The organism is Marinimicrobium sp. LS-A18 (assembly GCF_000463525.1).
In the GTDB taxonomy this organism is placed as follows: Bacteria; Pseudomonadota; Gammaproteobacteria; order Pseudomonadales; family Cellvibrionaceae; genus Marinimicrobium; species Marinimicrobium koreense.
Window position 1 is genome coordinate 591,533 of sequence record NZ_AWEP01000005.1, and the last position, 23,957, is coordinate 615,489.

Here is a 23,957-nt window from a genome sequence, read left to right on the forward strand (position 1 = left end):
CAGGGTGACAGCCCCCTAAGGCACTGTCACCCCGGACATCGGCTCAAGCTTAGAAGCTGTAGCGAGCGCCGATGTTGTAGCGAGCGTAGCCCTGGTAGTAACCCAGAACCTGCTCATTGGAGCGACCATAGTTGCGACCACTCTCTTCGGTGAGGTTCAGCCCCTCAAAGAAGACGGACAGGTTATCGGTCACATCGTAACTGAGGTTCATGTCGACCTGGCTGTAGTCCTCAACATAGATCGGGTTGTTGCCCGTACCTGATGCTGTGGAGGCCAGGAAGTCATCCCGCCAGTTGTAGGCAATACGCGCCTGGAAGCCGTCTTTTTCATAGAAGGCGATCAGGTTGGCACTGTCGCTGACACCGGTAATGGCGAACTGTGGGTCGCGCAACACCATGTCGTCAAACGATGTGCTCGCATCTACCATAGTGTAGTTGGCAATCACGCCAAAGCCAGTATCCCAGAAGTTATGCTGGACCGCGAGTTCCCAACCGTCAATGTCGACTTTCTCGTCAGAGTTGGCCGTCTCGGTGACATCGAACGGAGAGTTCGGATCTTCACCGGGGATACCCACAATCACGATGTTGTCGCTGGCATCCAGGTAAGCAGTTTCGGGATCCGGGAAGTTGTCGTAGATGTACTGGCGAATGGCACCAACATCATTCGGCGAAATTCCGGAGTCAATCGCGGCCTGAGCGCGCTCGCCCAGTGCCGGATGCGGCGTGTTTTCCAGCGGAGCCTGCTCGCGAACCACACGGGAGCCAATGAAGTTCTCAACTTCTTTCTGGAAGTAGCCCACCGACACGTAACTGGCTTCACCGTAGTACCACTCGGCCGACAGATCGAAGTTGTCTGACTTGAACGGATCCAGACCGGGCGTGCCACGGCTGGCGGTACCGCCATTGACACGAACACCCTGGTTATAGCTGGTGCCACCACGCAGGTTCAGCCAGTTCGGACGGGCGATGCTCTGACCGTAGGAAGCACGCAGCACCACATCAGGCGTCACTTCCAGGCTCGCATCCAGAGAGGGCAGCAAGAAGTCGTACTTACCGCTGTCGATGACGGACTCTGCGCTGCCTACCGGAGGCATATTGAACTCGTTGGCCGATACCCACTCAATCGGGCCATAGCTCTGGGCGCTGGCCGGGGTGCTGACTTCGGTAGACTCGTAGCGAACACCGGCACCCAGCCCTAACGGCATATCCGCCAGTTCGGTTTCCCAGTTGAACTGGACGTAAGCGCTGTCAGAGTCTTCATAGATCTCGTTGAACTGATCCGGTGCAGCGGCACAGTACCAGGTGGAGCCGTCCGGACAATTCGCGGCACCGGCACCGTCGTCGAGGTTGGCGGCGGCGTAGTCGCGCACATCTTCGAAGCTGAACGCAAAGCGCTCATTCAGCGGCATGGTGTTGGTGCCCCCCAGGAAGTTCATATTCTCTTGAGAGGTTTCACCGTAGCTGCCGTCGAAACGATCCAGAATGGTTTCGCGGGAGAAGAACTCGGCGGGAATGTCGCCGGCCTCGCCCAGGCCACCCCAGGTTTCACGCTGAACGTTGGAGAAGGCAGAGCGATAATCACTCTCGGTGCGGGCCACACCGAACTGCAGGCGCATGGCTTCGTTGAATTCCCACTCACCGTCCAGTTGCAGCTGGTCGATTTCGTGTTTCATCTGGCTGTTGCGGAAGAAGCTACCGGAGACCTGAAGGTCTTCGGTACGCAGACCGGTACCGCCGGCGCCATTGAGTACATCGAGAATCAGAACGGGCATTTCCCCAGCCACATTGACGGTGGTCTGGTCACGGACATAAGCGGATACCGCGATGCCTACGCTGTTACCGTAAGGGTTGTTCGGACGGGCTTCCGCCTCGGAGCTGTGGTAATCCAGGCTCAGAGTCAGCGGGTCGATGGGGTTCCACTCGGCGTTGAAGCCAATGGAGTTGTTTTCATACAGGGCCGCCTGCTCACCGACACCAAAGGGCAGGTCGCCATTGGTCATATCTTCAGAGTACAGCAGCGGCGTTTGAACCGCCGGGGACTCCTTGTCGGTAAAGATGGTGTTCTGGCCGCCAAAGTTGAACCAACCACCCACATCGTTGTACTCGGAGTTGATCTCATTTTCGCTGTAGGTATAGTCCAGCGTGGTGGTCAGATCTTCGTTGGGCGCAAACTGCAGGGTCAACTGGCCGTTGGTCCGCTTGCGTTCAAACTCGGTGAAGGCGTAGCCCATCTGCTGGGGAGTGGAGTACACATCTTCCGCAGCGGGCTGGTTGCGGTGATTGCCATTGGCAAAATCAACACCGCCCCACTCGTTGGTCACACCGGGCTCACCGCTCCAATCCTGAACCACAGTACCCGGGAATGAGCGCCAGCCGGTACCGATCTGCGCGGCAGCGGTGCCACCTTCACGTTCCTGGTAGCTTGCGGTTACCGCCACACCGAATTTGCCATCGGCAAAGGTATCGGTGTAGATACCGGACAGCTCAGGCGTCATGCTGCTGTCGACGGACGACTCGTCAGTGACCCCTTTGATGCCGATGGAGGCGCGTGAGTCGAGCTCCAGCGGACGAGGCGTCAGGATGTTGATGGTCGCACCCATGCCACCCGGAGGGGTGTCGGCGCGGGATGTCTTGTATACCTCAACGGCGGTGACACTCTCGGACGCCAGGTTGGCGAAGTCGAAAGAGCGCGAGCCGGAGGCCACGGTGGCTTCCAGGGTAGCACCCGGCATCTGACGACCGTTCAGGGTCACCAGGTTGAAGTCGGGGCCCAGACCACGAACGGTCACTTTGGAGCCTTCACCGTCGCGACGGTCAATAGACACACCAGTGATCCGCTGGAGTGATTCCGCGAGGTTGGTGTCAGGGAACTTACCGATATCCTCTGCAGAGATCGCATCCACGATACCGCGGGAGTCCCGTTTGATATCCATGGCACGAGTCAAACTGGCCCGAATACCGGTAACCACGATTTCTTCCAGCATGGCCTCGTCACCGTCTTGGGCGTGGGCACCGCTGGCCAGGCCGACCATCGCGGACGATGCGACGACGGAGGCGATAAGCTTGCGCTTGAAACTGCTGTTGTTGGTCATATGCGAATCCTCAAACCGTTATAATTTTAATCTTGCCGATGCGGTCGATGAGTGACGACCGCTCATTTGACACTATCCTCGCATCCCGCCATTTTCGTCGTCCCACTTTGCCGAAACACCCCAAGGTGGCCTGTCTCACTTTACGTTTCGTAAAGCGAGACACCCTTTCAGCCCCCGTGTGACGGCACTTTCCGGACACCGAACGCCCCCGGCGCAACCTTCAGCCGAACCCCATCCGAGAAACTTACGATCCGCTCTGTATCCCCAAAGTTGTAGGCCAGATAGGTCGTCTGTGCGCCCGATTCAAAAACCACGGCGGCCGGATAATCGGCCGTGACCTGGCCGGTCCCCGAACGCAGATGACCCAACTCCGTCCAAGCGTGTACCCACTGATAGGTATGGGCCCGGGTCTCGCCTTCTTCCGGCGCATACTCAAAACCGGTCTCGGTCATATCCGCCAGTGCCGCCTCGGCATCGGTCATCGCCCAGATGTTCCACCAGATATCCCGCCAGTGTCCGTCAATCAGGCCGGAAGGCTTGCCATTGCGGGACTCACTCAGCCCCAGAGTCACATAGTCAGCCAGGTAATCCGGGTACTGCCCGAGGTGAAGCACCAACGGGCTGAGCGGCAGCCCCTGAATGCCCAGAATGTGGGCGTGCGCCTCGCTGAACCAGGTGGTAAACACATGCCCGGCCCCCCAGACAATGGAGGTGGTGAGCTTGTCGTAGGCATCGGGGAAGTTTCGGTAGATCTCTGGGCGCTCGCGATAACCGTCAATATCATTCCAGTACTCCCAGAAGGCGGCGGCCGTGGAGGCATGCAGGTAAACGCCCTGCTCCACCAGCTCTGGCTGTTCGGTCACCAGACCGTACAACACCACGGCGCCGTAGGCGGTGGCCGCCTCGGAGGTCGACTCATTGTTATTGCCGAGCAGATAATTGGCGGCCCCCGATGCCCAGGAGAAGCCGAGAGCGGGATCGAAATACCGCAGGTAGGGGAACTGAGGGTCGTCACGACCCGCCGCAAAGTCCCGGATCAGCAGCTCGACCATGGGGCCCCAGCGGTCTTTGGCGCACCAGCCCGGGTCGACCCGGCATATCTCCGCGGCGGCGCGGACAAAGTAGCCGTAATGAAAGTGGTGATCGTTCAGAGCCTGGTGAGTGCCGAATGACTCGTGCACCCCCAACACCGTGTTCCAGCGGTCGTCATAGACAAAATACCGGGCCTGCTCGGAGGGGTCGGCTGTAAACCAGTCCTCCAGCTCGGATTTCAGCCAATCGATCAGACGATTGGCCTCGGGCTCAAGCCCCTCTTCCCGGGCCAGTAGCGCCAGCTCGGCCACCTTGCCGTAATTCTTACCGGCAAAGTAGGTATCGGTCGCCCGGTTCCAGTCCTGTGGGTTCTGAGCCATAAAGTCATGCACCAGTGCCCGCAGCCGCTGCGGATCATAGTCACCCAGCCCGGCGGGGAGCCCGGGAAGCACACCGATAGAGGGCAGCTCGTAGGAAAAGCCTCCCGTCACCGCAAATCGCATGACACCCCGGGCACTGCGCACCTCGTAGTCGGTAAGCGCTTGCTTACTGTTTTTCCAGTGCAGCGGCTGAAGCCCCGCCAGGGTTCTCACTGGCTCATCCCGGTATCGATACTGATGGGAGACGGTCACCCGGTAGCTGTCCGGATCGACCCGGTAATCCACCTCAACCTCATCCACGGGCTGCCGGGCGTGGGCGATAAAATCGCCAATCATGGCGGCCGAAGGGCCGGATTCCGGTGCCGGAAGCCAGGTCAGGGTGAAGTGGCTATTGCGACTCGCGGCGGTGATTTCCGACCCATTGACCCCGGTAAACTCGGTGGTCCCGTGTCCGGTCAGCAAAAAGTGGTTCCGGTTCCCCGCCACATCGGTCCAAAGCCCCAGGGTGTTGCCTTGCCGATAGAAAATGCCTTTGCGCTCACCGTCCGGCTCCAGGGTCCGAATCTGCAGGTCGCCGCGAAACACACTGAGGTACACATAGGGGGAGCCTTGTACGAACGTCGCCGACATCACCGGGCGGTGGCCATTGCGCCACTCCAGAGACACGGTGCCGTCACTGTAGTCCCTGACATAGGCATCGAGGCGATCAAACTGGCTATTGGCAACGGCAATACCATCGAACACCTCGCTCAGGGGCTCAGGCACCGGGTAAGTAACGCCCTTCTCCTGAACCCCCAGACCGGCGGGTATTCCCATCAGGCGCATCCCGCGCTCGGTAATTCTTGCCATCAACGGGTCCGGGGTAATGTGCCCGGGGCCGTCGGGGTCATCCACCGCATGAGCACCAAAGAAGGTGACGTTGCCCCACCAGCGGTGGGCCATGGTGGGCTTTCGGGCCGCCGGAGCGACGACGTTCGGCTGCAACGGCAGTGGCTGCACCATACCGCCACAGGAGGGAACCTGCGCTTTCACCACCCCGGCGCTGGTCAGTCTGGCCTGCTCACGCTCCTCCTGACACTGGTAGCTTTGCGGCTGAACGCTGAGGCTCACCGAGCCGGCACCATGCTCCCCCGGTGGCTGGCAACCCGCCAGCAAAACGCCCAACACCACTACACTGAATACCACTCTCGCCCGTGACAAGTCGCCCTCTCTATTGTTATGTACCGCCGCCGGAGGTCCGACGCGGGTAACCGGTTTACCGGCCTTGGAGGACATAGAACCTGAAAGGGCGTAGCTCGTCGCCCCACTTTACACTTACGTGAAACTGGGACATCACAAGCGGAAAACGGGAAGGATTCAGAGAAGTGAGACGGCGGGTGCGGCCTTGGGCCTTACCGCGCCCTACGCGGGGCTCTGGTGGGCGGATCGGCCCGACGGATCAATGGCCGCACCCGCCGTAACCCAAGGCCGCCACCTACCCCGGCAGTGGGTGTAGGGCGGATAAGGGCCGCAGCCCGCATCCGCCGTTACTTGAACACTACTGCCGGATCAACTCAAACTGCTGATTGGTACTGTCGGCACTGCAGGTCCACTGAACGATATTAGCCCCATCCCCCTGACTGCGGGCCTCCACGTCCAAGCACTTCTCGCTCTGCCGGCCAATGATGCGCCAGCGCCCTTCGCCCGCGCTCTGAAAGCGGAACTGCTGGTTGTGGCCCCCAAGATACTCCCAGAGCATCAGGTTCGCGCCATTGTCGGTCGACAACCCCTCCACATCCAACGCCCGGCTCGAGGCATTCAGTGGCGAAATGCGGTGGTAATCGCCATCAACCGGGGAGATATCCCACTTTTGACAATCGTTGTTCAGCCAGCTCCACTGCTGCACATTGGTGCCGTTTCCGGTGCCGCAATTGGCCACATCCAGGGTCTTGCCGCTGTGCACCGGCACAATGCGATAGATGCCATCCACGGTGCCGTTGCTGCCGCCCCCCGAACCGCCGCCGGGCGCGGTGCCCACACTATCGCAACCGGAGACATTGATGCTGGAACTGTCTGTGCGCACCAACTGGCAGTTGGGGTTGCCGTTGGAGACCGAGCCGCTCAACACATGGGTATCTGAAGCGTCCTCCAGAAAAATGCCGTGGGAGGTGGTGTTGGCGATATCCACATAGTTGACGGTGGTGCCATGGCTGTCCGAAACACTGAAAAAGCCCCGCCCGGAGTTGCGCGAATAAACACTCTGCACGCTGACATTGGGGCCGTTATTGTTGGCCACCCGGAAGGTCGCATAACCACCGCCCTGGTTGTTGTAGTGGCCGGTCACATTGCCCACGGTGCCGTTGCGAGAATTGTTCAGCAGCAGGCCGCAGCCCCCGTTGTTGGTGACCGTCACATCGCCGATGGTGAAACCGTCAATCCCGTAGGTTTCCACCCCATGGCCCTTGGCTCCATTGATGTTGATATTGCCCGCAATGGTCAGGTCAGTTGCCGAGCCGGTGGAATCGTCCACCCGGATGCCCAGCCCGACCGGGCTGTTGTTGCTCAGGTCCATGGTGATGTTTTCCAGGGTCACATGAGAGCATCCCCGGAACCAGATACCGTAGCGCGGATTACCGGTCACGTGCAGGTTGCGTACCGTGATGTTGTCGCGACGATCACAGTACACCGGCACCACCAGATCGCCGCCGTTGGCATTGACGGTGTGTCCGTGAAAATCCAGTGTCTGACCGGCACGGGGCCGGATGGAGTAGACATTGCCCCCATCGGGGCCACTATCGCCGGAGTTGCGAATATTGACCGTACCGGAGCCCATATTGTTGATCGCGGCGTTGATCGCATCGAAATAGCGGGAACCGTCATACACCGTATTGCCATCCACCCGAGCCAACCAATTGCCATTGGTGCGGGTCACTTCGGCGTCCGCCCAGAGGCTGGGCGACAGGAATATCAGAAACAACAGAACAACCAGCGGCGAGCGCCGCAGACGAGATAGGAACATAGATTCTCTCCAGTTTTTATTGCCGTTATGGTGGAGACGCTGACGCGTCGGTCCGACGAGAGATACCGCATGTGAGGACTGCCAACCCCACTCAGGTCGGGAACCATGAACCTACAAGAGTTTTCCGCTAACTTGTATTACATTACGCTCAAAATGCGAACCAATTCACACATTATAAATCACTAAAGCGCACAAATAGTCATATAAGGGCATGAAACCCAGTCAATTCCGTCAATATCGCTACCAGACAAGCGCATAAAGCAGGTGCATAAACACCACCACTGCGGTCAACTGCCAGCGCAGTTGGGGATATCGCGCCGGGTACTGGCGATCCACGCCCGCCAGATATTCAAACAGACGCAACCCCAAAAACAGAGCCGCCTGGAGCACGAGCGCTTCCGGGGGACGCAGGAACGCAAAACCGACGATGCTCGCGACCGGGAAAGCCACCGCCACTAACGCCCGGCGCGTGGGATGTGCCGACTGGTACAATACCGGCCAAAGCACACCGGCCATAAAGCCCAGAATCAGAGCGCTGTACAGTTGAAACAGGCGTAACGCCTGACCGGTCTCAATCAGGCCCAGAGCGGACAAGGGCGGCAGGAGCACAAAAGGCAAGAGCCCCAGATAGCCGAGGCGCTGGGTGGCGTTCAGACGTTTGATAAACGACAGGTTCATTCAGGTTCTCCAGGGAATCGGTGGTGCGGGCAGGGGATCACCCTCGTAGCCGGGTACCTTGCCAAAACGCTCACTGCCCGCTTCCCACTCATCCTGAGCATCGGTGATCTCCTCCCGGCTGTGCCCGACGAAGTTCCACCAGATCAGAATTTCTTCCCCCAGTGGCTCTCCGCCCAGCATCAGCAGGCGGGTACCCGCCGTCAAATGGACGCGCACCGCCTCGCGGCCGCCGCCGATATACGCGAGGTGGTTGGCGGCAAACGCTTCACCCTCCACCTGAATATCGCCCTCAAGGGCGACCAGACCGTATTCGAAGTCAGGTCGCAAACTCAGCGTCAGATCACTGGCCTGCTCCGCCAGATATTCCACCGCGACCAGCGGACTGAAATTGAGCGTGGGTGCTCGACGGCCGGCGTACTCGCCCACCAGCAGCGTCGCGTCGACATCCCGCTCCTGCCAGCGAGGCAACTCCGGGTAGTGATCAAACCGCGGTGCCGTATCTTTGTGCGCTTTGGGCAAGGCAATCCATAACTGAGCGGCGTGCATCATCGGTTCGGGACCCGTGGCCTCTTCAGTATGGGCAATGCCGTGACCCGCGGTCATCAGGTTGACCTGCCCCGGGCGAATCACCTGCTCACTGCCGAGACTGTCCCGGTGCAGCACCTCCCCCTGAATCATCCAGGTAAAGGTCTGCAACCCGATGTGCGGGTGGGGCCCGACCCGAAAGCCGGGGGCATCCTCCGGAAAGCGGCTGGGTCCGGCGTGATCGAGAAAGCACCAGGCGCCGATGGTGCGCCGCTGTCGGCGCGGCAGAATCCGGTTCACCGGAATGCCACCCACGTCCGCCACCCGTGGAGTCACGGTCTGAATCTGGTAGCGACCATCGACCTTAGGACATTCCAGGTTGGATTCCGGGGCGGTGGGCCATTCGGTATTGGTCATAAGCGAGTCCTGTTCGGTTGGGCGCGCGTTGGGGTCCTGCTATAGTCTACCCCTATTTCCATCAACGGGATCACTTGCGCCAGAGGTCACCATGTCAGAGACACCGCACACCATTCGCTGGGGCATCATCGGCGCCGGCGATGTCTGCGAAATCAAAAGCGGACCGGGCTTTCAGAAAGCCCCGGGCTCGGAGCTGGTCAGCGTCATGCGCCGCAATGCGGCCAAGGCGGAAGACTTTGCCCGGCGCCACGGCGTCCCCCAATGGACCGACAATGCCGAGGCGCTGCTGAGCGATCCCGATATCGATGCCATTTATATCGCCACGCCTCCCGCCAGTCATAAAGATTACGCTGTTGCCGCACTGGCCGCTGGAAAATCCGTGTATGTGGAAAAACCGGTCGCGCGCAACGCGGCCGAGTGCGAAGCGATGATTGCGGCCGAGAGCACTTCAAACGGCAAGCTTTGCGCGGCTCACTACCGGCGGTTTTTACCGAGCTTTATGAAGTTGAAGGCGTTACTGGACGAGGGCGCGATTGGTCGACCATTGATCGTGCGGCTGGATATGCTGCAGCCCGCGGATTCATCCTTGATCGCCAACTCGGAAGAAAACTGGCGCATTGACCCGGCCATCGCCGGTGGCGGCCTGTTTCACGATCTGTCTCCCCATCAATTGGACCTGATGCTGCACTGGTTCGGTCCGGTGTCCCGGGCGAGCGGGTTCGGCACTAATCAGGGCGGTCACTACAAGGCCGATGATTGTGTACACGGCTGGGCCGAGTTCGACAGTGGCGTGGTGCTTCAGGGGCGCTGGCACTTTGCGGTGCCGGAATCCGAGGCGCGGGATCTGTGTGAGGTGATCGGAACCGAGGGGCGGATCACCATCAATTTTTTTGGGGAGCAGGTGTTAAGGCTTTTCAATAAAGATGGAGAACAGACTTTCCGCTTACCCAACCCACCCCATATTCAGCAACCGATGATTGAGCAGGTGGTGCGTTACTTTCAGGGAGAGAGGGACAACCCGTGCAGTATGACGGAAGCGCGGGATGTGATGGCGTTGATGGATGCGTTTGTACGGTGATGTAGCGCGAGGGGAGTGGTAACGGCGGATGCGGCCTTCGGCCTTATCCGCCCTACGGGACTCTGTGTAGGGCGGATAAGGCCGAAGGCCGCATCCGCCGCCACAAAAAAAGGCGGCCCGCTTACGCGGCCGCCTTTTTGTTTCGCGTGACGATAACCATCAATCGTTCGCGCGCTGCTCCAGAATCTCTACAGCCGGCAATACTTTCCCTTCGACAAACTCCAGGAAGGCGCCACCACCGGTGGAGATGTAGGAGATCTTGTCCGCCAGGTGCCACTTGTCGATGGCCGCCAGAGTGTCACCGCCGCCGGCAACGGAGAAGGCGCTGCTCTCGGCGATGGCGTCGGCCACGACTTTGGTGCCCTTGGCAAAGGCATCAAATTCGAACACACCACAGGGGCCGTTCCACAGAATGGTTTTGGCGTTCTTGATAATCTCCGCCACACGCGCCGCGGTTTCCGGACCGTAGTCGATGATTTCTTCATCGGCGCCGATCTGGTCGACCTTTTTCTCTTCGGTCGGGGTGTCGTTAGCCCAGTCATCGAAACCGGCGGTAGTGGTACGCACATCGGTGGCGTAAATCACTTCGGTGGTGTTGGTCAGACGCTGCGCTTCGGGGATCAGGTCTTTCTCGTGCAGAGAGTTACCGACCTCATAACCTGCGGCGGCCACAAAGGTGTTGGAGATGCCGCCGCCGACCACCAGGGTGTCGGAGATTTTGGACAGCGAGTCCAGCACGCTCAACTTGGAGGAGACCTTGGCACCACCCACGATGGACACCAGCGGGCGCTCCGGGTTATCCAGTACCTTGCCCAAGGCATCCAGCTCGTTGGCCAACAGCGGACCGGCGCAGGCGACGGGCGCGTACTTGGCCACACCGTGAGTAGAAGCCTGGGCGCGGTGTGCGGTGCCGAAGGCGTCCATCACAAACACGTCGCACAGCTTGGCCATTTTCTTGGCCAGCTCGTCGTCGTTGGCCTTCTCACCCTTGTTGAAGCGCACATTCTCCAGCAACACCACGTCGCTGTCGCCCATATCGACGCCATCGACCCAGTCGCGGATCAGGGGGACGTCTTTACCCAGAGACTCGCCCAGCGCCTTGGCGACCAACGCGAGGGAATCCTCTTCGCTGAACTGGCCCTCTTCCGGACGCCCCAGGTGGGACATCACCATGACCTTGGCGCCCATTTCCAGGGCTTTCTTGATCGTGGGCACGGCGCCGTCCAGGCGCACGGTGCTGGTGATTTTGCCATCGCGAATCGGGACGTTGAGGTCCTCGCGGATCAGTACGCGCTTTCCGGACAGGTCCTGGTCTTGCATTCGTTTTACGGTCATGAATGGCTCCAAATTCGTTGCATTCTGGGTGGCCGTCGGGTCTGACAACCACCCCGGAAAAAAATAGCCCGACTCGGGCGAGTCGGGCTAATGATAGCGCATTCGCGCCCGGCCGTCGCCGACGCGCGCTCTCGCGAGGCGCTCGGGGAGCGGCCGGAACCGCTTACAGCAGGCTTTCGGCGGTTTTGGCGATGTTTTCCGCCGTGAAGCCAAAGTGCTTCATCAGGTCGCCACCTTTACCGGACTCCCCGAAGGTATCCAGAGTCACGGTAGCGCCATCCAGGCCCAGGTACTTGCGCCACTGGTCGCCGTGGGCGGCTTCCACCGCCACCCGGGCGGTGACGCTGCGCGGCAGCACTTCGTTCTGGTATTCCTTGCCCTGCATATCGAACAGGGTGGTGCTCGGCATGGACACCACGCGCACCTTGCGACCTTTTTCGGTCAGCAGGTTGGCGGCTTCCAGGGTCGGCGCCACTTCGGAACCGGTGGCCATCAGAATGACTTCCGGCTCGCCATCGCAATCGCTCAGGATATAACCACCGCGGGCAATCGCTTCCACCTGCTCGTCGGTACGCTCCATGGCGGGCAGACCCTGACGGCTGAAGACCAGCGCACTGGGGCGATCCTTGTTCTCGACCGCGAGTTTCCAGGCGGTGGCGGTTTCGGCCGCATCACAGGGGCGCCATACGTCCATATTCGGCGTGGCGCGCAGGGTGGCCATGTGCTCAACCGGCTGGTGAGTCGGACCATCTTCACCCTGACCGATGGAGTCGTGGGTGTAGACAAAGATGTTCGGCAGCTTCATCAGTGCGGACATGCGCACGGCGTTGCGGGCGTAGTCCATGAACATCAGGAAGGTGGCACCGTAGTGAATGAAACCACCGTGAGCGGTGATGCCGTTCATCATGGCGCTCATGCCGAACTCGCGCACCCCGTAGTACACATAGTTACCGGAGGCGTCTTCTTTGGTGATCGGCTTGGAACCGTCCCAGATGGTCAGGTTGGAACCCGCCAGGTCGGCGGAGCCACCCATCAGCTCGGGCAGAATCTTGCCGAAGGCTTCGATGGACTTCAGCGACGCCTTACGGCTGGGCATATCTTCTTTCTTGGCCTGGCACTCTTTGATGAACTCGTTCGCCTTGGCAGCGAAGTCGGCCGGCAGCTCACGCTTGATCACGCGGCGCTCAAATTCAGCGGCCAGTTCGGGATGGGCTTTTTTGTACGCCTCGAAACGCTCGGTCCAGCTGCTCTCGGCGGCCTTGCCCTTCTCTTTGGCGTCCCAACCTTTGTAGACGTCGTCCGGAATTTCGAACGCACCGTGTTTCCAACCCAGCTTCTCGCGGGTCAGGGCAATTTCATCATCACCCAGGGGCGCGCCGTGGGAGGAGTGGCTGCCCGCCTTGTTGGGCGAACCAAAACCGATCACGGTTTTGCAGCAGATGATGGTGGGCTTGTCAGTCTCGGCACGGCCGGCTTCGATCGCCGCCTTGATGGCCGCCGAATCGTGACCGTCTACGCCCGGCACCACGTGCCAGCCATAGGCTTCAAAACGCTTGGGGGTATCGTCGGTGAACCAGCCTTTGACCTCACCGTCGATGGAGATGCCGTTGTCATCGTAGAACACGATCAGCTTGCCCAGGCCCAGGGTACCGGCCAGAGAGCAGGCTTCGTGGGAAATACCTTCCATCAGGCAGCCGTCACCGGCAAATACGTAGGTGTAGTGATCGACAATGTCGTGACCATCGCGATTGAACTGGGCCGCCAGGCTCTTCTCAGCCAGCGCCATGCCAACACCATTGGCCAGACCCTGACCGAGCGGGCCAGTGGTAGTTTCAACGCCGGGGGTGTAGCCCAGCTCCGGGTGACCCGGGGTTTTGGAGTGCAACTGACGGAAGTTTTTCAGCTCTTCCATCGGCAAGTCATAGCCGGTCAGGTGCAGCAGAGAGTAAACCAGCATGGAGCCGTGACCGTTGGACATGATGAAGCGGTCGCGATCGGCCCATTCCGGGTTCTGCGGGTTGTGCTGCATGAAGTCATTCCACAGGACTTCGGCGATGTCCGCCATACCCATGGGGGCGCCGGGGTGGCCGCTGCCGGCTTTCTGGACGGCGTCCATACTCAGGGCACGAATGGCATTGGCTAGATCGTTGCGAGTGGGCATGTTTTGAATAGCTCCTTCGATAATGGTTGGGTGTTCTGGGTTTTACCGGCCGCTGACGGCCCGCCGGGCAAGGGCGGCATGGGCCAAGTTGATTCAGCGCCTGGGCCAGGGTTTCTGGCCTCTGCCGGCTTCAAGTCACGCTGGCTCGGACTCCGGTCGCGTCGATTCGGAAGCGTCAGGACACGGGGTATTCATCTGTGTTCTTGGGGTCTCTGCGCTCACAACGCGGATTGTACGGCTCTTGTATGACGCTCGGGCGTCCCGACGATCGGACCCACCTGGCTGAGCTGGCCGCTAATTGTATGACATTTGGCGGAGAATTTTAACTGTTCCGCCCAACTTTCACTGCATTGATCATAAAGCGCGCTATTTTCCCTTACCCGAGGCCGACAGTAAAGCCTTGTTATAGTTTTTATGACTATTAAGGGCATTGCCAACCACCTATATCAAAATATTTTGATATAGAACCAAACCCCTGCTAAACTCCCTTCCCATGAATCAAGCCCACACCCTCCCAGACCCGGACACCCTCGCGCCGGACGCCCTGCCCCAGCTGCTCAAGGCCGCCGGAGATTCTCTGCGTCTGGACATTCTGCGGGTCATGAAACGGGACTCCTTTGGGGTGCTGGAGCTGTGCCAGTTGCTGGATGCCAAACAGTCCGGCATGAGCCATCACCTGAAGGTGCTGACCAACGCAGGGCTGCTGGCGCCGCGGAGGGAGGGCAACTCGATTTTCTACCGGCGCGCCTACCTGGCCCCGGACAATCCGCTGCAAGCCCTGCAGCAGCAGTTGTTCGCGACGCTGGACCGAGAGCCCCTGCCGGCGGCACTGAGTGAGCGTTTAAAGGCCCTTCGCGGTGAGCGAGCACTCGCTTCACAGCATTTTTTCGCGGACAACGCCCAAAAATTCCGCGCCCAGCAGGATCTGATCGCCAGCTATCCGGTGTACGCCGAGCAGGTGGGTCAACTGCTGGCCAATACGCCCCTGCCGGACAACCACCTGGCACTGGAAGTGGGCCCGGGGGAAGGCGAGTTCCTGCCGGTGCTGGCCCGGCGGTTCAAGCATCTGGTGGCCCTGGACAACGCGCCCACCATGCTGGAGCGCGCTCAAGCCCTGGCGGCCGAGCGAGGGTTGAGCAATGTCGAGTTTATCGGTGGCGATACCCGAGCCCTGAAAGCCCATAAAGTGTTGGCCGATTGCATCGTGGTGAACATGGTGTTGCACCACACCCCGTCACCAGCGGACATCTTTCAGGACCTGAGCGCTGCCCTGGTACGCGGCGGCGCCCTGCTGGTAACCGACCTGTGCCGTCATGAGCAGACCTGGGCCCGGGAAGCCTGCGGCGACCTGTGGCAAGGTTTCGAGCCGGACGATCTGTCCCGCTGGGCGTTCGATGCTGGCCTGAGCGAAGGGCAGAGCGTTTACTTCGCCTTGCGCAATGGTTTTCAGATCCAGTTACGACAATTTTTTAAGTCCGTTAATCCGTTACAACCGTAAATAGCATTCATGACTTTGACTGTTCACGACCTTGATATAGGAGCCGCCCATGGCTGAGTACTCACTGTTTACCTCGGAATCCGTATCCGAAGGCCACCCGGACAAACTGGCGGACCAGATTTCCGACGCCGTGCTGGATGCGATTCTCAAAGACGATCCCAACGCCCGCGTTGCGGTGGAAACCCTGGTCAAAACCGGCATGGCCATCGTGGCCGGGGAAGTGCGCACCTCCACTTACGTGGATCTGGAAGACCTGATTCGCCAGGTCATTCTGGACATCGGCTACAACTCCAGCGACGTGGGTTTTGACGGTGCCTCCTGCGCCGTACTCAACGCCATTGGCAAGCAGTCCTCCGACATCGCCATGGGCGTGGACGAAAACGAAGCGTCCGCCAAAGACCAGGGCGCCGGTGACCAGGGCCTGATGTTCGGCTACGCCTCGGATGAAACCGACGTGCTGATGCCCGCGCCGATTTACTTCTCTCACCGCCTGGTGGAAAAGCAGGCCGAGCTGCGCAAGAACGGCACCCTGCCCTGGTTGCGCCCGGACGCCAAGAGCCAGGTGACCCTACGCTACGAAAACGGCAAGCCGGTGGCGGTAGACGCGGTAGTGCTGTCCACTCAGCACAACCCGGATGTCAGCCAGAGCCAGATTCACGAAGCGGTGCGTGAAGAAATCATCAACAAGGTGCTGCCCGCCGAATGGCTGCACGCCGATACCCAGTACCACATCAACCCGACCGGCCAGTTCATCATCGGTGGCCCGGTGGGTGACTGCGGCCTGACCGGCCGGAAGATCATTGTCGATACCTACGGCGGCATGGCCCGTCACGGTGGCGGCGCCTTCTCGGGGAAAGACCCCTCGAAAGTGGACCGCTCCGCCGCCTACGCCGGTCGCTATGTGGCGAAAAACATCGTTGCCGCGGGCCTCGCCAGTCGCTGTGAAATTCAGGTCTCCTACGCCATCGGCGTGGCCGAGCCGACCTCGATTTCAATCAACACCTTTGGCACCGGCAAGCTGCCGGACAACGAAATCGCCAAAATCGTACGCGAGCACTTCGACCTGCGGCCCAAGGGCCTGATCGACATGCTCGACCTGAAGCGCCCGATATACCGGCCCACCGCCGCTTACGGACACTTTGGTCGGGAGCTGCCGGACTTTACCTGGGAGAAGACCGATAGGGCCGAGTTGCTCAAGAAGTATTTGTAAACGCGTGACGTAAGGTAACGGAGGATGCGCTTCGCTTATCCGCCCTACGCCACCCTCTGCAGTTCGCGTTATAAACGCGTATCGCTGGGGAACGGCGGGTGCGGCCTTCGGCCTTACCACGCCCTACGCCGCCCTCCGTGGTTCGCGTAGGGCGGATAAGCGCAACGCGCGCATCCGCCATCACCCAAACCGACACTCGCACCAAACCGAATTCAAACGCTTAACCGGAGCTACACCATGAACATTGCTGCCAACTTCACCGACTACAAAGTCGCTGCCAAAACCGCCGAACAATTCCAGAAAGACGCCGACTGGGGTCGCCGCGAAATCGACATCGCTGAAGGCGAAATGCCCGCACTGATGGCACTGCGCCGCAAATACAAAGCGGAAAAGCCGCTGGCCGGGGCCAAGATCATGGGCTGCATTCACATGACCATCCAGACCGCCGTGTTGATCGAAACCCTGGTGGAGCTGGGCGCGGAAGTACGCTGGGCCTCGTGCAACATTTTCTCCACCCAGGATCACGCTGCGGCCGCCATCGCCGCTGCCGGCATTCCGGTATTTGCCTGGAAAGGCCAGACCGAAGAAGAATTCTGGTGGTGCATTGAGCAGACCGTCAATAAAGACGGTAAGGTCTGGGACTCCAACATGATTCTCGACGACGGCGGCGACCTGACCGGACTGATGCACGAGAAATACCCCGAGCAACTGGACAAGATTCACGGCATCTCTGAAGAAACCACCACCGGTGTACACCGTCTGTTGGATATGCTGAAAAAAGGCGAGCTGAAAGTCCCCGCCATCAACGTCAATGATGCAGTGACCAAAGCCAAGAACGACAACAAGTACGGCTGCCGCCACAGCCTGAACGATGCCATCAAGCGTGGCACCGACCACCTGCTGGCCGGTAAAAAAGCGCTGGTCATCGGTTATGGCGATGTGGGCAAAGGTTCGGCCGCTTCACTGCGTCAGGAAGGCATGATCGTCAAAGTGACCGAGGTCGACCCGATCTGCGCCATGCAGGCCTGCATGGACGGCTTTGAAGTGGTCTCCGCCTACACAAACGGCGTCAACACCGGTAAAGACGAAGACATCAACCACACCGTGCTCGGCACCACTGACCTGGTGGTCACCACCACCGGCAACGTCAACGTGTGCGATGCGCCCATGCTGCGCGCCCTGAAAAGCAGCGCCGTGGTGTGCAACATCGGTCACTTCGACAGCGAGATCGATACCGCCTACATGCGCAAGAACTGGCACTGGGAAGAGGTGAAGCCGCAGGTGCACAAGATCTACCGGGACAAGGACAGCAACGATCACCTGATCCTGCTCTCCGAAGGTCGCCTGGTAAACCTGGGCAACGCCACCGGTCACCCCTCGCGCATCATGGACGGCTCCTTCGCCAACCAGGTACTGGCACAGATGTACCTGTACGAGCGCAAGTTTGCCGACCTGCCCAAGGACCAGAAGAAGGAGCACCTGTACGTGAAGGTACTGCCCAAGAAACTGGACGAAGAAGTGGCCAAAGACATGGTCGAAGGTTTTGGTGGTGTAATCACCAAGCTGACCCCGCAGCAGGCCGAGTACATCGACGTGCCGGTGGAAGGGCCGTTTAAGCCGGAGAGTTATAAGTATTAATTGAGTGATGGTAACGGCGGGTGCGGCCTTCGGCCTCCGATGCGTCGGACCGATCCGCCCTACGAATGGCTGATTTGTGTGACGGCGGGTGCGGATTTATACCGCTGCGCTCGGCCCCTACGCACTCCCCCAGTTCGCGTAGGGCGGATAAGGGCGAAGCCCGCATCCGCCGTAACCCAACCCAAATCGACGAAAAACCCAAAGAGCACCACCCAAAATGACCGACACCGATCAACCCCAGTTAAGTTTCGAATTCTTCCCCCCCAAAACCGACCAGGGCCGGGAAAAACTTCTGAACGTGCGCAAGAAGCTCTCCGAGTTCGCCCCGGACTTTTTCTCCGTCACCTACGGCGCCGGCGGCTCCACGCGCGACAACACCAAAGGGATCGTCAAACACTTCAAAAATGAAGGCGTTTCCGTGGCACCCCACCTGTCCTTTGGCGGTGATGACGAAGCTACCATCATTGAACTGATTCAGGAATACCAAGACGCCGGTATCGATCGCATTGTCGCTCTGCGCGGGGACATGCCCTCCGGCGTCGGCGGCGGCTACCAGATGGTGTACGCCAACGAACTGGTGGCCTTTATCCGCAAGCACTTTGGCGATCACTTCCATCTGGAAGTGGCGGCCTACCCGGAAATCCACCCCCAGGCCAAGAGCTACGACGACGACGTCAAATTTCTGAAAGGCAAATTCGATGCGGGCGCCAACAGCGGTATTACCCAATACTTCTACAACCCGGACGCCTACTTCTACTTTATGGACCAGTGCCACAAGGCGGGCATCACCCAGCCCATCGTGCCCGGCATCATGCCCATCATCAGTTTCAAAAACCTGACCCGTTTTTCCGACGCCTGCGGCGCGGAGATTCCCCGCTGGATGCGCAAGCGCCTGGAAGCCTACGGCGATGACAGCGACAGCATCAAAGCGTTTGGTGAAGAACTGGTCACTGAGCTGTGTGAGACACTGCTGGAGAACGGAGCGCCGGGCCTGCACTTCTATACGATGAACCAGTACGAGCCGGTAGCCAATATCGTCAGGAATCTAGGCTTGCAGCCAGAATAAAGCGTGGCACGGCGCCGGTGGTAGCCGGCATGTGGTGCCAACGAGAGTGTCGGGTTGCGGAGGATGCGCGCTTATACCGCTGCGCTCGGCCCCACGAATACTACGGCAGGTAATTGTCGGGTTACGGCCTTCGGCCTAACCCGACCTACTAAAACGTCACTGCCCAGTAGGTCGGATTAGGCCGAAGGCCGTAATCCGACACCAACACCTAACCTACACCAACAAGCATAACGTCACCTTGACTCTAAGCCGGCGGATCACTAAAGTCCCCACTCCATTTCCAGCCAGGATTCTCCCGTGGACACCATCCAGCAACTCCTCGACGCATTCTTCAGTTTCAAAGCCTACGTCATGCTGCCGGCGATCATTTTCATTATCGCCCTGGCGGTCCGGCTGCCGTTCAAGAAGTCTCTGCTGAGCACCGTTGAGCTGGCGGTGGGTTTTGCGGGGGTCTTTATTGCCTTTGATTTCTTCGTGGCGAATATCAAACCCGCGGTAGAGCAATTGATGGTGATTCGCGGCCTGGAGTACAACGTGCTCGATGTGGGCTGGCCGCCGCTGGCCGCCATTACCTGGTCCTCACCACTGGCGGCGCTGTCCATTCCGTTGATTCTGTTTCTGAATATTTTCATGCTCGCGGCGGGCTGGACCCGCACGGTGTATATCGATCTGTGGAACTATTGGCACTTCGCCCTGCTCGGGGCGCTGGTGATGGCCACCAGCGGCAGCATGGTGTTGGGGCTTTCGGCCACGCTGTTGTTGGCCGTTTACTGCTTCAAGTTGACCGAGTGGACCGCGCCGGATGTGGAGCGCGAACTGGGGCTCAAGGGCGTATCGGCCTCGCCGGTGTCGGTCAATGGCATCGTGCCTTACACCGCCTGCATCAACTGGGTATTTGATCGCATTCCGGGTTTCAACCGCCTGTCCTACAATCCAGAGAAAGCCGCCATCAGCCACGATGTGCCCGGCGCCGAAGAGGACGGCCAAGAGAGTTCCGAGAAGGATCACTCCATGAGTTGGCTGGCGTTCTTCAGTGAGCCGATGGTCATCGGGGTGCTGATCGGGCTGGTATTGGCCTTTGCCGCCGGTTACGACACCAAGCAGACATTGGAGCTCGCGGTGCACATCGCCGCGGTGATGTTCCTGTTGCCAAAGAGTGCCGGCCTGATCGGGGAAGCCATGATGCCGATCACTCACGCGTTGCGCGCTCAGGTCGAGCGGCGCTTTCCGTCCCGCAAGAATCTCGTGGTCGCACTGGATACCGGTTTTCTGATGAGTCACAAGTCGGTAATCGTCACCGGCCTGATACTGATGGTGGTGGCGGTACTGATCGCCTTGGTTCTGCCGGGCAACCGGGTGCTGCCTCTGGGCGACTTGCCCAATCTGATTTCGGTGATGTCGATTTCGGTATTGATGTTTCGTGGCAATGTGATCCGTGCCGTGATCGCAGGTATTCCGGTGATTATCACCTTCCTGCTGATTTCCACGCACCTGGCGCCGCTGTACACAGAACTGGCCAACCAGACCTCCGGCTTTGATGCCGAGGGTCTGGGCCTGATTACCGCCTTTACCGACGGCGGCCATCAAATGCGCTATCTTCTGTTCCAGCTTTATCAGGGTAACCTTTGGGCCGTTGGCGGCGTAGCGGTTCTGATAATGATGATGGTCTTCACTTGGCGGCGCTGTAAGGCACTCCAGCGCCGCTGAGTGTACCGCTAGGAAGACAGTGCCCGGGCGATGGATCGCTTAGGCGCGATAGGCACCTCGCGGTGCAGGCGCTCGGCGATATCCTCCACCGAAATGACACCCCGGATATGGTGCTGATCGCGGTCCAGCACCAGGCTATGTGTCTCGCCCGCTTCGCGCAGCACTTGTACCAGATCACCCACCGTTGCCGATGTTAAAGCCTCTAAATCCAGCGCCGGTATTGAAGCCCTGGGTAACATCAAATCGCCCGCGGTCAAATCGCCACGCTCCACGCCCTGCAGTGTCTGGGCCACCAGAATGTACTGCTCGGAGAGACGCTCGGCCGTCAGAAGTCCAATAAACTCCTGCTGAGAGTCGACCACCAACTTCCAGCTCACACCTTCCATAGCCATCAGGCGGGCAACGCCCACCGCCGACACACTGGATTCAACGGTGTGGGGTTGATGGGCGCGAAAGTCGGTCATCAAATCCAGCGCGGGTGAATGTTCAGTCAGATCCGCAAATTCTCTGGGCTGAACCAGATGATCCACAGGATCTAGTTTGTATATGTTTAACGTTTTCATGAGAATTACCTCCGGGACGGGCACCACCTATGGATGCCAGCCAAGATTCGACAATGGGCTGAAGCCCAAACTTTAAAAGATCAATCGAATCACAAACGGACCGGCGAGGCCCGGGCGGGAGGACGCTCCGAGGTTCGAAGCAGGAAGGGCGAGGACGGCAGGCTTTCACCCACCCCCGACTGGAGGGCGGCCACCGGCCAAAGAAACACGGCAGAAGAGCCATCGTCCGAATCCGTGTCAAACGATGACGCCGAGAGACCAGCGCTGTCCAGGGCCACATCGGCAAAGGCTTTCCCGTTCTCATACCCCCAATCGGCCACCACGGGGACCGAAAGGCTAGCGCTCAAAAGCAGCGCGAGCAGCAGAGTGAACAGGGAGCGATTTACCATTTAAGTTCCGTTGGCCAGTTCAATATGGGTCCATCTACGCTAGCGGAGCCTGCGCAAAGGTACAAGCGCCTTAACAACACTTTATGTTAGATGAGGGGCGGACGGCCAAAGTTCAATCCTCCAGCCACAGCCTGAGTAAATTATTTCGGCTGCGACTCAGGCGATCGAACTGCTCGGTTTTTCCGTGGGCATCAAACTCGGTGCGCAGCGCGGTATCCAGATCCAGCAGAATTTCCCGCTGTTCACTGCACCGCACCAGGCTGCGCACCCAACCGACCACCGCCATCCGCTGCCCGGTGCGAACCGCCTCCACCCGATGCAGGTAAGTGGTGGGGTACAGCAGCAGATCCCCCGCATTCACCTTCCAGGCCCGGTCCCCTGTGCTGTCCTCCAGCACCAGCTCGCCCCCCTCGTAATCTGCGGCGGGTGTCAGCCCCAGGGTGAACGACAGATCCGTGCGCTGGCCGTGAATCACTGCATCATCCATGTGGGACCCGTAATGCATACCGGGTCCATAGCGATTGATCAGGATTCTGGGAAAGCTTTTGGGCAGCGCCGCACTGGCAAAGAGGGGGTGCGCCCGAAGCCGCTCCTCCACCAGACGAACGATGGCCGCCCGGGTCTTGTCGTCCCGGGCCTGCTCGTTGCGTTTGACCTGCTTGGCCGCCCAGCCAGCGCTGGTGGCGCCGTCATCGAAGGCCTGGGAGGCCAGCCGCTCCTGCACCGCAGACAGGGCGCCAGCGTCGAGCACATCTTGAATGTAAAGAATCATTGCATATCCTATATTGAGACTCACTCTCATTTATGCCAGAATCCAGGGCATTATGCCACCCTTTCCAGAATGGGAGCTCTACCATGAAAGAACAACGCAAAGTCTGGCTCGGCCTGGGCGCCGCCCTGCTTGCCTCCAGCGCCACCAGCCAGGCCGCCGACAACACGCCCTTTGACCATCACGCCAGCCAGCAGACCCTGCAGGTGGCCGCACTCGCCGGTGAGGGCGGTGAAGGCGAAGGGGGTGAGGGAGAAGGCGGTGAGGGTGGCGGCGCCGCCGACCTGACCAAAGACGACGCCGCCTACCTCGGCCAGTTGGGCCTGGTGCGCGGCCATCTGTGGGTGGGCGTGCAACTGTACAAGGCCGGCCACAAAGACATGGCGCTCACCCACATGAAACACCCCGGTGATGAGTTGTACGCAGGATTGAAGCCCGCCTTCGCCGCTCGCGATGAAGAGGGCTTTGCTGAGGCGCTGAGCGCTCTGGCCGACGCCGTTGAACAGGGCCAGTCCGTTGAGATGGTCGAGCAGCGTCACCGGGAGCTGGAAGCGGGCATTGCCGATGCCGAGAATCTGCAAAATGCCAGCCTGAAAGTCGCGCTGGGCAGTATCGAGCGCATGGTTCGCACGGCGGCTGAGGAGTACGCCATCGGTGTGCGTAACGGCGAGATCGTCAATGCTCACGAATATCAGGACGCCTACGGTTTTGTTGAAGCGGCCAAAGCGCGCCTCGCATTGCTGAACGATGTGCAGCGCCAGGAGAGCCCGGACGCGGTGGCCGAGGTGGAGACGCAGCTGAATGCGGTCGCGTCACTCTGGCCCGCTTTGGTACCCGAGGGTACAGTCGAGGGTGATGCCAGTAAGTTGTACGGGGCTGCAGCGCGGATTCAGTTGGCGGGTTGGGAGCTCGAGTAGGTTTCCGGTTTGATGACAGACGGCGGGTGCGCTTTGCTCCGAAACGTCGGACCGACCCGCCCTACGCGGAGTTTGGGGTGCGTGCCGAAACGGCGGGTGCGCTTTGCTTACCCGCCCTACGGATCGCTCTGAGGTTGGGTTGATGGTGGATAAGCCCTAGGGGCATCATCCACCCAACCGCTGTCCACCGTACAGAATCAACGCCGCCCCACCGATACACACCAACGCCCCAAGGTAATCAAACAGCTGCGGGGAGCGGTGCTCCACCAACGCCATCCACCCCAGCGACGCCGCAATATAAACACCGCCATAGGCGGCAAAGGCCCGCCCGGCCAATTCAGCATCGGCCCGCGTCAGGAAAAACGCAAACAGGCACAACGAAATCACACCCGGCACCAACCACCAGGCGGAGCGATCCAGCCTGAGCCACATCCAGAAGGTGTAACAACCGGCGATTTCCGCCAGAGCGGCGAGGATAAACCAGATAAAGGTCATCGCCCTCTCC

General features: G+C 59.8%; 18 protein-coding genes. 7 read left to right on the forward strand and 11 right to left on the reverse strand.

The window, feature by feature from the left end:
- Window positions 1–49 precede the first annotated feature (49 nt).
- From N645_RS0110470 to N645_RS0110490, 5 genes are all read right to left on the reverse strand, one after another.
- Window positions 50–3,091, reverse strand: coding sequence for a TonB-dependent receptor (locus N645_RS0110470; protein WP_024461461.1), 3,042 nt, complete (start codon window positions 3,089–3,091; stop codon window positions 50–52).
- 167 nt (window positions 3,092–3,258) lie between these two features.
- Window positions 3,259–5,703: a glycosyl hydrolase gene (locus N645_RS0110475; protein WP_193744968.1), complete on the reverse strand. Its 2,445-nt coding sequence runs from the start codon at window positions 5,701–5,703 to the stop codon at window positions 3,259–3,261.
- 337 nt (window positions 5,704–6,040) lie between these two features.
- Window positions 6,041–7,501 (reverse strand): RICIN domain-containing protein, encoded by a 1,461-nt coding sequence (locus N645_RS18170; RefSeq protein WP_024461463.1) that lies wholly within the window; start codon window positions 7,499–7,501, stop codon window positions 6,041–6,043.
- Window positions 7,502–7,741: 240 nt separating this feature from the next.
- Window positions 7,742–8,179: a DUF3429 domain-containing protein gene (locus tag N645_RS0110485; protein WP_024461464.1), complete on the reverse strand. Its 438-nt coding sequence runs from the start codon at window positions 8,177–8,179 to the stop codon at window positions 7,742–7,744.
- The gene (locus N645_RS0110490; protein WP_024461465.1) at window positions 8,180–9,121 is read right to left on the reverse strand and encodes a pirin family protein; all 942 of its coding nucleotides are present in this window, start codon (window positions 9,119–9,121) and stop codon (window positions 8,180–8,182) included.
- Between the two features lie 91 nt (window positions 9,122–9,212).
- Between N645_RS0110490 and N645_RS0110495 the strand changes: the two genes are divergently transcribed.
- Window positions 9,213–10,199, forward strand: a complete 987-nt coding sequence (locus N645_RS0110495; protein ID WP_024461466.1) for a Gfo/Idh/MocA family protein — start codon at window positions 9,213–9,215, stop codon at window positions 10,197–10,199.
- Between the two features lie 159 nt (window positions 10,200–10,358).
- Here the strand turns inward: N645_RS0110495 and N645_RS0110500 are convergent, their stop codons facing one another.
- Complete coding sequence (locus N645_RS0110500) at window positions 10,359–11,534, reverse strand: phosphoglycerate kinase (protein WP_024461467.1); 1,176 nt, start codon at window positions 11,532–11,534, stop codon at window positions 10,359–10,361.
- Between the two features lie 163 nt (window positions 11,535–11,697).
- Window positions 11,698–13,695: a transketolase gene (tkt, locus tag N645_RS0110505; protein ID WP_024461468.1), complete on the reverse strand. Its 1,998-nt coding sequence runs from the start codon at window positions 13,693–13,695 to the stop codon at window positions 11,698–11,700.
- A 493-nt stretch (window positions 13,696–14,188) separates the two neighbouring features.
- Here tkt and N645_RS0110510 point away from each other — a divergent pair, with 493 nt between their 5' ends.
- The 5 genes from N645_RS0110510 (at window position 14,189) to N645_RS0110530 (ending at window position 20,814) form a co-directional block, all read left to right on the forward strand.
- Window positions 14,189–15,193 (forward strand): metalloregulator ArsR/SmtB family transcription factor, encoded by a 1,005-nt coding sequence (locus tag N645_RS0110510; RefSeq protein ID WP_024461469.1) that lies wholly within the window; start codon window positions 14,189–14,191, stop codon window positions 15,191–15,193.
- Window positions 15,194–15,242: 49 nt separating this feature from the next.
- A complete protein-coding gene (gene metK / locus N645_RS0110515) occupies window positions 15,243–16,403 on the forward strand; it encodes a methionine adenosyltransferase (RefSeq protein WP_024461470.1) in 1,161 nt (386 codons plus the stop codon).
- A 237-nt stretch (window positions 16,404–16,640) separates the two neighbouring features.
- A complete protein-coding gene (gene ahcY / locus N645_RS0110520) occupies window positions 16,641–18,041 on the forward strand; it encodes an adenosylhomocysteinase (protein WP_024461471.1) in 1,401 nt (466 codons plus the stop codon).
- A gap of 217 nt (window positions 18,042–18,258) precedes the next feature.
- Window positions 18,259–19,107, forward strand: a complete 849-nt coding sequence (gene metF / locus N645_RS0110525; protein WP_024461472.1) for a methylenetetrahydrofolate reductase [NAD(P)H] — start codon at window positions 18,259–18,261, stop codon at window positions 19,105–19,107.
- A 297-nt stretch (window positions 19,108–19,404) separates the two neighbouring features.
- Window positions 19,405–20,814: a PTS galactitol transporter subunit IIC gene (locus N645_RS0110530; RefSeq protein ID WP_024461473.1), complete on the forward strand. Its 1,410-nt coding sequence runs from the start codon at window positions 19,405–19,407 to the stop codon at window positions 20,812–20,814.
- 8 nt (window positions 20,815–20,822) lie between these two features.
- On the opposite strand, the gene N645_RS0110535 is transcribed toward N645_RS0110530, so the two are convergent.
- The 3 genes from N645_RS0110535 to N645_RS0110545 all read right to left on the reverse strand — a co-directional run bounded on the left by N645_RS0110535 (window position 20,823) and on the right by N645_RS0110545 (window position 22,538).
- A complete protein-coding gene (locus N645_RS0110535) occupies window positions 20,823–21,377 on the reverse strand; it encodes a CBS domain-containing protein (RefSeq protein ID WP_024461474.1) in 555 nt (184 codons plus the stop codon).
- Window positions 21,378–21,466: 89 nt separating this feature from the next.
- Window positions 21,467–21,766 carry a hypothetical protein gene (locus tag N645_RS0110540; protein WP_024461475.1) on the reverse strand — a complete coding sequence of 100 codons (300 nt, stop codon included), beginning with the start codon at window positions 21,764–21,766 and terminating at the stop codon, window positions 21,467–21,469.
- 112 nt (window positions 21,767–21,878) lie between these two features.
- A complete protein-coding gene (locus N645_RS0110545; RefSeq protein WP_024461476.1) occupies window positions 21,879–22,538 on the reverse strand; it encodes a Fe2+-dependent dioxygenase in 660 nt (219 codons plus the stop codon).
- A gap of 83 nt (window positions 22,539–22,621) precedes the next feature.
- Between N645_RS0110545 and N645_RS0110550 the strand changes: the two genes are divergently transcribed.
- A complete protein-coding gene (locus N645_RS0110550) occupies window positions 22,622–23,452 on the forward strand; it encodes a hypothetical protein (protein WP_024461477.1) in 831 nt (276 codons plus the stop codon).
- Window positions 23,453–23,617: 165 nt separating this feature from the next.
- On the opposite strand, the gene N645_RS0110555 is transcribed toward N645_RS0110550, so the two are convergent.
- On the reverse strand, window positions 23,618–23,947 hold the full coding sequence (locus tag N645_RS0110555; protein WP_024461478.1) for a YnfA family protein: 330 nt from the start codon (window positions 23,945–23,947) through the stop codon (window positions 23,618–23,620).
- Between the last annotated feature and the right edge of the window lie 10 nt (window positions 23,948–23,957).

Coding starts and splice junctions, on each gene's coding strand:
- metF (WP_024461472.1), top strand. CDS start 18,259: ATGACCGACACCGATCAACCCCAGTTAAGTTTCGAATTCTTCCCCCCC.
- ahcY (WP_024461471.1), top strand. CDS start 16,641: ATGAACATTGCTGCCAACTTCACCGACTACAAAGTCGCTGCCAAAACC.
- N645_RS18170 (WP_024461463.1), bottom strand. CDS start 7,501: ATGTTCCTATCTCGTCTGCGGCGCTCGCCGCTGGTTGTTCTGTTGTTT.
- N645_RS0110535 (WP_024461474.1), bottom strand. CDS start 21,377: ATGAAAACGTTAAACATATACAAACTAGATCCTGTGGATCATCTGGTT.
- N645_RS0110540 (WP_024461475.1), bottom strand. CDS start 21,766: ATGGTAAATCGCTCCCTGTTCACTCTGCTGCTCGCGCTGCTTTTGAGC.
- N645_RS0110495 (WP_024461466.1), top strand. CDS start 9,213: ATGTCAGAGACACCGCACACCATTCGCTGGGGCATCATCGGCGCCGGC.
- N645_RS0110485 (WP_024461464.1), bottom strand. CDS start 8,179: ATGAACCTGTCGTTTATCAAACGTCTGAACGCCACCCAGCGCCTCGGC.
- tkt (WP_024461468.1), bottom strand. CDS start 13,695: ATGCCCACTCGCAACGATCTAGCCAATGCCATTCGTGCCCTGAGTATG.
- N645_RS0110550 (WP_024461477.1), top strand. CDS start 22,622: ATGAAAGAACAACGCAAAGTCTGGCTCGGCCTGGGCGCCGCCCTGCTT.
- N645_RS0110545 (WP_024461476.1), bottom strand. CDS start 22,538: ATGATTCTTTACATTCAAGATGTGCTCGACGCTGGCGCCCTGTCTGCG.
- N645_RS0110555 (WP_024461478.1), bottom strand. CDS start 23,947: ATGACCTTTATCTGGTTTATCCTCGCCGCTCTGGCGGAAATCGCCGGT.
- N645_RS0110510 (WP_024461469.1), top strand. CDS start 14,189: ATGAATCAAGCCCACACCCTCCCAGACCCGGACACCCTCGCGCCGGAC.
- N645_RS0110490 (WP_024461465.1), bottom strand. CDS start 9,121: ATGACCAATACCGAATGGCCCACCGCCCCGGAATCCAACCTGGAATGT.
- N645_RS0110500 (WP_024461467.1), bottom strand. CDS start 11,534: ATGACCGTAAAACGAATGCAAGACCAGGACCTGTCCGGAAAGCGCGTA.
- N645_RS0110470 (WP_024461461.1), bottom strand. CDS start 3,091: ATGACCAACAACAGCAGTTTCAAGCGCAAGCTTATCGCCTCCGTCGTC.
- metK (WP_024461470.1), top strand. CDS start 15,243: ATGGCTGAGTACTCACTGTTTACCTCGGAATCCGTATCCGAAGGCCAC.